2 protein-coding genes and 1 pseudogene are annotated in these 1,247 nt (G+C 27.5%); all 3 read left to right on the top strand.

Translation table 11 applies throughout. The features are described 5' to 3' along the window. The first annotated feature begins 80 nt into the window (after window positions 1–80). The 3 genes and pseudogenes from AC1DJR_RS31660 to AC1DJR_RS31650 all read left to right on the top strand — a co-directional run bounded on the left by AC1DJR_RS31660 (window position 81) and on the right by AC1DJR_RS31650 (window position 1,224). Window positions 81–560 carry a GNAT family N-acetyltransferase gene (locus tag AC1DJR_RS31660; RefSeq protein WP_477004437.1) on the top strand — a complete coding sequence of 160 codons (480 nt, stop codon included), beginning with the start codon at window positions 81–83 and terminating at the stop codon, window positions 558–560. A 1-nt stretch (window position 561) separates the two neighbouring features. Continuing rightward, window positions 562–669: pseudogene (locus tag AC1DJR_RS31655) on the top strand (GNAT family N-acetyltransferase); the annotation flags it as partial. Window positions 670–756: 87 nt separating this feature from the next. Then, window positions 757–1,224, top strand: a complete 468-nt coding sequence (locus AC1DJR_RS31650; protein ID WP_477004436.1) for a hypothetical protein — start codon at window positions 757–759, stop codon at window positions 1,222–1,224. Window positions 1,225–1,247: the final 23 nt, after the last annotated feature.

The raw sequence follows: 1,247 nt of genomic DNA, 5'->3' as shown, positions 1-1,247 counted from the left end.
GTAAATAGAGTGATTAGTTCTAAATTTCTTTATTTTATAATTATTTAAGGGTTCAAATGTTTTAATAGRGGGAAGGTAAAGTGAAATTCATACGTATTGAAAAAGATGAAATCCTAATTAATAATATGGCAAAATTGTATTGTAAAGCATTTGAGAAAACAAATTTTACTGAAATGATTGAGAGAATAAAAAGACATATAGAATATGCAGATTTTAAAGGTATAGTAGCAATAAATGATGAAAATAAGGTAGTTGGTTTTACTTATGGTTATCGCTCATTAGAAGGGCAGTACTATAATCAATTAATGAGAGAAGCGTTAAATCTAGAACAAGCAGACGAATGGTTACAAGATTGTTTTGAATTTGTAGAGTTAGCAATTCACCCACAATATCGAAATGAAGGTCTTGGAATGAAATTACATAATGAATTATTAGAAGGGATTTCAAATAGAACGAGTATTTTAGCAACACAAATAAACAATGAAAAAGCGCGTTCTTTATATAAAAGATTGGATTGGGTGGATGTATTAGAGCCATTTCACCCAAGTAAAAGTCGGTAGAATAGATCGTATATTTGTAAATCCTATTCATCAAGGAAAAGGGATTGGATCACAAATTATCAATTTAATAGAAGAARARTTTCMRAACATAARGATTTGGGAYCTTGAAACATCTAGTAGACAAATWARTAATCATCATTTTTATAAAAAAATGGGCTATGAAATWATTTTTAAATCTGAAGATGAGTATTGTTATGTGAAAAGAAAAAAGGCAGATTCAAATGAAGAGAACTTAGCTGAAAATAAAGATATGAAAAATGGTCAATACGAAAACTGTAATTTGGCAAATACAGAGTATTATCAAGTGAATTTAAAAAATAGTTCATATGTTAGTAGTAATGTAATGAATATAAATATGAATAATTGTAATGTAAGTCAATCAACCTTTAGAAATATTAATTTTAGAAATTCCTCATATGCAGATTTAAATATTTCTGGCAGTAAATTTAATTTTGTGACTTTAGGTGGAGTTCAATTTAACGATACAAGCCTTGGAGAGGATAAAAATCCTATTTCATTTGATAGATGTGATTTGGAAAGTACTACAATACGTAGTAGTAATCTGAAAAATATTGAAATAGAAAATTGTAATATAACTGGTATGAAAATAAACGGTATTCCAGTAGAAGAACTGCTTGAGTTGTACAATCGGGTGAAAAATTAAACAAAAAATCACTTAGCATATTC

The organism is Bacillus sp. 05T31 (assembly GCF_056396725.1).
Note: the sequence above shows the minus strand (reverse complement) of the source record. Positions and strands in the feature narration are given on the sequence as shown.